Source organism: Desertihabitans aurantiacus (assembly GCF_003344635.1).
GTDB classification, from domain to species: domain Bacteria; phylum Actinomycetota; class Actinomycetes; order Propionibacteriales; family Propionibacteriaceae; genus Desertihabitans; species Desertihabitans aurantiacus.
Genome location: NZ_QPKK01000225.1, coordinates 1 through 6,288, shown reverse-complemented (window position 1 = coordinate 6,288; position 6,288 = coordinate 1). Strand labels below are relative to the sequence as shown.

General features: G+C 73.8%; 7 protein-coding genes. 3 read left to right on the top strand and 4 right to left on the bottom strand.

The window, feature by feature from the left end; all coding sequences use genetic code 11:
- The coding region (locus DVA66_RS15595; protein WP_198671822.1) for an isocitrate lyase/phosphoenolpyruvate mutase family protein at positions 1-424 on the top strand (424 nt) is incomplete at its 5' end.
- 9 nt (positions 425-433) lie between these two features.
- Here DVA66_RS15595 and DVA66_RS15590 read toward each other — a convergent pair.
- Genes DVA66_RS15590 through DVA66_RS15575 form a run of 4 tightly spaced genes read right to left on the bottom strand, consistent with a single transcriptional unit; the run spans position 434 to position 4,462 of the window.
- On the bottom strand, positions 434-1,330 hold the full coding sequence (locus tag DVA66_RS15590) for a DUF6892 domain-containing protein (protein WP_114560908.1): 897 nt from the start codon (positions 1,328-1,330) through the stop codon (positions 434-436).
- 35 nt (positions 1,331-1,365) lie between these two features.
- Entirely contained in the window at positions 1,366-2,298 is a 933-nt protein-coding gene (locus tag DVA66_RS15585) for a carbohydrate ABC transporter permease (protein ID WP_198671821.1), read from the bottom strand.
- Entirely contained in the window at positions 2,259-3,167 is a 909-nt protein-coding gene (locus DVA66_RS15580) for a carbohydrate ABC transporter permease (RefSeq protein WP_198671820.1), read from the bottom strand. Before DVA66_RS15580 ends, DVA66_RS15585 begins: the two co-directional genes overlap by 40 nt.
- Complete coding sequence (locus DVA66_RS15575; protein WP_114560907.1) at positions 3,164-4,462, bottom strand: ABC transporter substrate-binding protein; 1,299 nt, start codon at positions 4,460-4,462, stop codon at positions 3,164-3,166. Before DVA66_RS15575 ends, DVA66_RS15580 begins: the two co-directional genes overlap by 4 nt.
- Positions 4,463-4,591: 129 nt before the next feature.
- Between DVA66_RS15575 and hemW the strand changes: the two genes are divergently transcribed.
- Together hemW and DVA66_RS15565 are read left to right on the top strand one after the other, a co-directional pair.
- Positions 4,592-5,809, top strand: a complete 1,218-nt coding sequence (gene hemW / locus DVA66_RS15570) for a radical SAM family heme chaperone HemW (protein WP_114560906.1) — start codon at positions 4,592-4,594, stop codon at positions 5,807-5,809.
- A gap of 99 nt (positions 5,810-5,908) precedes the next feature.
- Positions 5,909-6,288 (top strand): DedA family protein (locus DVA66_RS15565; RefSeq protein WP_198671819.1); only part of this gene is annotated, 380 nt, incomplete at its 3' end.

Below are 6,288 nucleotides of genomic sequence, written 5' to 3'. Positions count from 1 at the left end.
GGCCGCCGAGGCGGTGGCGGCCGCCGCCGGCACGGGGCTGTGGGTGAACGCGCGCACCGACGTCTACCTGCTCGGCGGGAGGGGGGAGGGGGCCTTCGCCGAGACGGTCTCGCGGGCCAGGGCCTATCTGGCGGCCGGGGCGGGCAGCGTCTTCGTCCCCGGGCTGCTCGACCTGGCGGTGCTCGCCCGGCTCACCGCCGCGATCGCCGCCCCGGTCAACGTGCTCGCCGCCGCCGGCGGTCCGACGGCCGCCCAGCTGCGCGCAGCCGGTGTCCGCCGGATCAGCGTCGGCAACGACATCGCCTCCCTCGCCTACGCGACGGCGCTGGCCTCGGCCTCCGACATCCTCGAGCACGGCCGTTTCGACTCGCTCGCCGGCGGGCTCGACTTCGGCGACCTGCAGACCCTCTGGCACGCCGGCTGAGGGCGCAGCTCAGGCGTCGACCTGCAGCCCCCGCTCCCGCAGCGCGCCGAGGGTGGCGGGGTCGGGGGTGAGCGAGACGAACTCGAGGCGTTCGAGGGCGGGCAGCAGCGCGAGGTCGTCCCACGAGCCGATGTCGAAGGTCGCGTCCTCGCCGTCCCACCACGGGGCGACCTGCTGGTAGATCTCGTTGCCTGCGTCGACCACCAGCTCCCGGACGCGGTCGGCCAGGCTCTGCTCGATCTCGAGCTCCGTGAAGTACTCCAGCACCTCCGGCACCGGGCGACCGGCCTCGCGCTCGAGGTCGATCGTCCGGCCGTCGTACCAGCGGACGAACTCGCGGAGCGAGAAGGTCGGTCCGAGCACCTGCTGCCGGTACATCAGCTCGTCCACGACGGCCAGCTTGAGGTTGAGGTCGGTGAAGCGCAGTGCCGGGCCGGTGGCCGGACGGAGGAGGTACTCCTCCCGCGGCACGGGCGGCGGCGTCGGCGCCGGACTGGTCAGCTCGATCGACTCCACCGCGTCGTCGGCGTGGGTGACGTGGACCTGGACGCCGTGCAGCACGGTGCTCGCCAGCCCCGTGATGTCGACCGCGTCCGCACCGGCGATGCCCTGCGCCGCGGGCGAGCCGTCGACCAGGAAGGTGCCGGCGAAGGTCGAGCGCGGGGCGAAGTCGGGGGCGCCGGGCTCGGGGAGCAGCTGCAGGCACAGCGTCGTGACGTGCTCCTCGTCGGCCTCGTGGGCGAAGAGGCCGAGCTCGTGCCAGGTCAGCACGGTGCCCCCGCTGCCGACCCACCGCTCGGGTTGACCCCACCGCTCGGCGAGCAGTGCCGCGCGGACGGGGAAGGAGACCGCGACCCCCTCGAGGGACAACCCGTGGTGGTCGAGGCGGAGGGTCGGCTGCGCCATGGCGCCACCGTAGCGGCGGCGGGGCCGGCGGCGCCTCAGCGCAGGCCGGTGGTGGCCAGGCCCTGCACGAAGTAGCGCTGGAAGACCAGGAACAGCACCACCAGCGGCGCAGTCGCCAGCAGCGTCATCGCCATCAGCGCGCCGTAGTCGGTGAGGTACTGGCCCTGCAGGAACTGCAACCCGATCGGCAGCGTGAACAGCGCCGGGTCGCGGAGCACGATCAGCGGCCACAGGAAGTCGTTCCACTGGTACATCAGCGCGAGCAGGGTCAGCACGGCGACCAGCGGCCGGCACAGCGGCAGCACGATGCTCCAGAACACCCGCGGGGTGGACGCCCCGTCCACCCGGGCCGCCTCGACGAGCTCGGTGGGGATCGCCATCAGGAACTGCCGGGCCAGGAAGATGCCGAAGGTGGCCGCCGCCCCGGGAAGGATCACCGCCCAGAACGTGCCCACCAGCCCGAGCGAGCTGACCAGCCGGAACTGCGGCACGAGGATCGCCTGGGTGGGGATCATCATCGTGGCCAGCAGCAGGAGGAACACCGGTGTCCGGCCCACCCAGCGCAGCTTGGCGAAGGCGAACCCACCGGTCAGGCTGACCGCCACGCTGAGCACGGTGGTCACACCGGCCACCGCCACCGAGTTGGCGAACCACGACCCCACCGGCCAGGCCGCGAACACCCGGGTGAAGTTGCCCAGGGTGGGCTCGGACGGCCACAGCCGCAGCGTCTGGGAGTAGGCCGAGCCGGAGGAGAAGGCCGTCACCAGCATCACCCACAGCGGGAACACCATGACGACCGCCACCAGCACCGCCGCCACCACCCGCAGCGTCCAGCCCACCCGGCGGCGGCCGGGACGTCCGGGGGTGCGGGCCGTGTGCGCCCGGGCGTCCACCACCGTCAGCCCGCGGGTCGGCACCGTGGCGACCATCACAGCGCCCCGTCCCGCGCCGCCCGGCTGCGCCGCCACTGCACCAGGGTGAAGGCCATCGTCAGCACGAACACCACCACCCCGATCGCCGCGCCGTAGCCCTGGTCGCGGGCCGGGCCGAAGGCGGTGTCGTAGGCGTAGGTGCCCAGCACCTCGGTGGCCGAGCCGGGCCCGCCGCCGGTGAGCACGAAGACGGTGTCGAAGACGTTGAACGAGTAGATGACGCTCATGATCAGCAGGAAGAAGGTGGCCGGGCCGAGCAGCGGCAGGGTCACGTGGCGGAACCGCTGCCACCCGCTCGCCCCCTCCACCTGGGCGGCCTCGTGCAGCTCCGGCGGGACGGCCTGCAGCGCGGCCAGGTAGATGATCATGCAGAAGCCGACCCGGATCCACAGCGTGATCAGCACCACCGAGGCGAAGGCGGCCGGGCCGGAGGACTGCCACGGCACCACCGGCAGCCCGAACGTCAGCGCCAGCGCCCGCAGCACCCCGCTGGTCTCGTTGAACAGCAGGCTGCCGATCAGTCCCACCGCGACCCCGGAGATCACCAGCGGCAGGTAGACGACGGTGCGGAACAGCGGCCGGGCCGGCAGCACCGAGTTCATCAGCAGCGCCAGCGCCAGCCCGATGGCCATGCTGCCCGGCACCGTGACCAGCGCGAACAGCGCGGTGTTGAGCAGCGAGCGGAAGAACGTCGGGTCGGCCGCCATCGTGGCGAAGTTGGTCAGGCCGACCCAGCCGACCTTCCCGCTGAGCGGGGCGATCTCGGTCAGCGAGAAGACCAGCGCGAGCCCCATCGGCAGCACCAGGAACAGCCCTGCGAGCAGCACCACCGGGCCGGCGAACAGCGGCGCGGACCGGTCGCCCCGACCCCGGCGGCGCACGCCGGGGACGGACAGCGCGCTCACCCCAGCGCCCCGTCCACGGCGGCGGCCAGCGCGTCGACGGTGGCGGCAGCGTCCCGGCCGCCCAGGAAGGCCTGCTCCAGCTCGTCACCCAGCAGCGCGTTGATCCGCCCGAAGGCCGGCACCGTCACCTGGCGGACCTGCTCGGCGGTCAGCGTGGTGGCCTGCTCGACGAAGGTCGGCATCAGGTCGGGCCGCACCTCGAAGGCGAGCTCGGTCTCGGTCAGCGCGGTCAGCGTCGGCAGCTGGCCGGTGGCCTCGCAGTAGGTGCGCATCTGCTCCTGCTCGGCGATGAACGCGCAGAACCGGGCTGCGGCCTCGGTGTTCGGGCCCTCGGCGGCGGCCACCACGGCGTTGCCGCCGAGGTCGCTGGCCGACTCGACGTCGCGCGGCATCGGCAGCACCCCGTACTCGAAGTCGACGCCCGCGTCGATCGTCGGCAGCGAGAAGTCGCCGACGAAGGCCATCGCGGCCGCCCCGGCCACGAACTCGTCGCTGGCGTAGGTGGTCGCCTTGGTCGAGGTGTTGCGGGCCACCCACTCCTCGGTGAAGAAGCGCTGGGTGAACTGGACCGCGCGTCGGCCCTCCTCGCTGGCGATCGCGGCGGCGTCCAGACCGGGGGTGAGCAGCGCGCCGCCGGCCTGGAACAGCCAGGACAGCCACCGGTAGGCGCCCGCGGCCTGCCAGTTGTAGACGAAGGGGTACTGGTCGGATCCGGTGACGCCCTTCAGCCGGTCGGCGACCTCGGCGAGCTCCTCCCAGCTCCAGGCCTGGTCCAGACCGGTCGGGACGTCGGTGATGCCGGCCGCCTCGAACGCGTCGGTCCGGTAGAGCACCGCGGTGGTGTCGATCTGGTGCGGGACGCCGTAGGGCACCTGGTCGACCACCACCGCCTCGTACAGCCCGGGCACGAAGTCGCCGGAGCGGGCGCCGATCGTCTCCGACAGGTCGAGCAGCACGCCCTGGCTGGTGTAGAGGCCGATGTCGATGTAGGAGACCCGGAACAGGTCCGGCGGGTCTCCCGCCTGGAAGCGGGAGTCGATGTTGGTGGAGATGTCGGCGTAGGGGACCGTCTGGGTCTCCACCCGGATGTCGGGGTTGGCCTGCTCGAAGCGGCTGATCAGCGCGTCGAAGGCGGCCTTCTCGGCGTCCCCGGACCAGTTGACGAAGGTCAGCGTGGTCTGGCCCTGCGGAGCCTCCCCGTCCTGCCCGGTCTGCCCGGTGAACCCGGCGCACCCGCTGAGCGCGGCGGCCCCCAGCCCTGCACCTCCCAGCAGCAACCTCCGACGGTCGATCATGACCTCTCCTCACTCCTGGGTCGCCCGGCCGACTCCTTCCCTCGTCGCGGTACCCCCGTCCGGATGCATCCACACCCGTACCGCGGCCGGCGACCGGGCGGGCTGCGCAGCGGCGACTACAGTGACGCGGTGCCCTCGCAGCTCCCCGACGGCGAACCCGTTCCCGCCGACGGCAGCCTGCCCCCGTCGGCGCTGGCGGAGGTGCCCGGCACCCCGCTCGGCCTCTACCTGCACGTGCCGTTCTGCGCCACCCGCTGCGGCTACTGCGACTTCAACACCTACACCGCCGACGAGCTCGGCAGCGCCCCCGGCGCCAGCCGGGCCGGCTACGTCGACGCCGCGCTCTCCGAGCTCGACCTCGCCGCCCGGGTGCTGGGTGCCGACACTCCGGCCGTGGACACGGTCTTCGTCGGCGGCGGGACGCCCACGCTGCTGCCGCCGGACGACCTCGGCCGGCTGCTGGCCGGCGTCCGGGACCGGTTCGGGCTGACCGACGACGCGGAGGTGACCACCGAGTCCAACCCGGAGTCGGTGGACGCCGCCGGGCTGGCCCGGCTGCGCGAGCACGGGTTCACCCGGGTCTCGTTCGGGATGCAGTCGGTGCGCCCGCACGTGCTGGCGGTGCTCGACCGGGTGCACTCGCCCGGACGCCCGCAGCAGGCGGTCGCCGAGGCCCGGGCCGCCGGCTTCGAGCACGTCTCGCTCGACCTCATCTACGGCACCCCCGGCGAGACGCTGGAGGACTGGCGGGCCAGCCTGGAGGCGGCGCTGGAGGCGGGCCCTGACCACCTCAGCGCCTACGCGCTCATCGTCGAGGACGGCACCCGGCTGGCCGCGCGGATCCGCCGCGGCGAGGTGGCGGTGCCCGACGACGACGACCTGGCCGACAAGTACCTGCTGGCCGAGGAGCTGCTCACCGCCGCCGGGTTCAGCGCGTATGAGGTGAGCAACTGGGCCCGCACCCCGGCCGACCACTGCCGGCACAACCTCGCCTACTGGCGTGGCACCAGCTGGTGGGGCGTCGGGCCGGGCGCGCACAGCCACGTCGGCGGCGTGCGCTGGTGGAACGTCAAGCACCCCGCCCGCTACGCCGCCGCGCTGGCCGCCGGACGCTCACCCGGGCACGCCCGCGAGGTGCTCGACGCCGGGGCCCGGAGGGTCGAGCAGGTGCTGCTGCGCATCCGGCTGGCCGAGGGTCTGGAGCAGCGCTGGCTGACCGCCACCGAGCGGGCCCGGCTGCCCGGGCTGGAGGCCCGCGGGCTGGTGCGGCTGGAGGCCGACCGGGTGGTGCTCACCCTGGACGGCCGGCTGCTGGCCGACGGCGTGGTCCGCGAGCTGCTGGACTGACGCCGGTCGCAGTCCCTCGGTCCACGGTCGGGGACGGGTCGGGGAGCGGTGGGTCCCGAGCCGGATGTCGCCGGGCGGCGGCGCCGCTGGGATGGCCGTGTGACCGAGATCCTCGACGCCTTCCTCGACGCCGTGCTCACCCTGGCGGGCTCCCCGCTGGTGCTGCTGGTGGTGCTCGCGCTGGCGGCGCTGGACGGGCTGCTGCCGCCGCTGCCCAGCGAGTCGGTGGTGGTGGCGCTGGCGGCGGTCTCGGTCAGCACCGGCGAGCCCTCGCTGTGGCCGCTGATCGGGGTCGCCGCCCTCGGGGCCTGGCTGGGGGACAACCTGGCCTACGCGGTGGGACGCCGCTGGGGGCCGCGGTTCCTGCGCGGTCCGCGCCGGGCGGCGCTGCGCGAACGGGCCGCCCGCGGGCTCGACCGGCGCGGGGCGGCGATGATCTTCACCGCCCGCTACATCCCGGTCGGACGGGTGGTGGTCAA

What these genes read in the sequence shown, in the direction of transcription:
- DVA66_RS15575 (WP_114560907.1), bottom strand. Translation starts at nt 4,462, where the DNA reads ATGATCGACCGTCGGAGGTTGCTGCTGGGAGGTGCAGGGCTGGGGGCC.
- DVA66_RS15590 (WP_114560908.1), bottom strand. Translation starts at nt 1,330, where the DNA reads ATGGCGCAGCCGACCCTCCGCCTCGACCACCACGGGTTGTCCCTCGAG.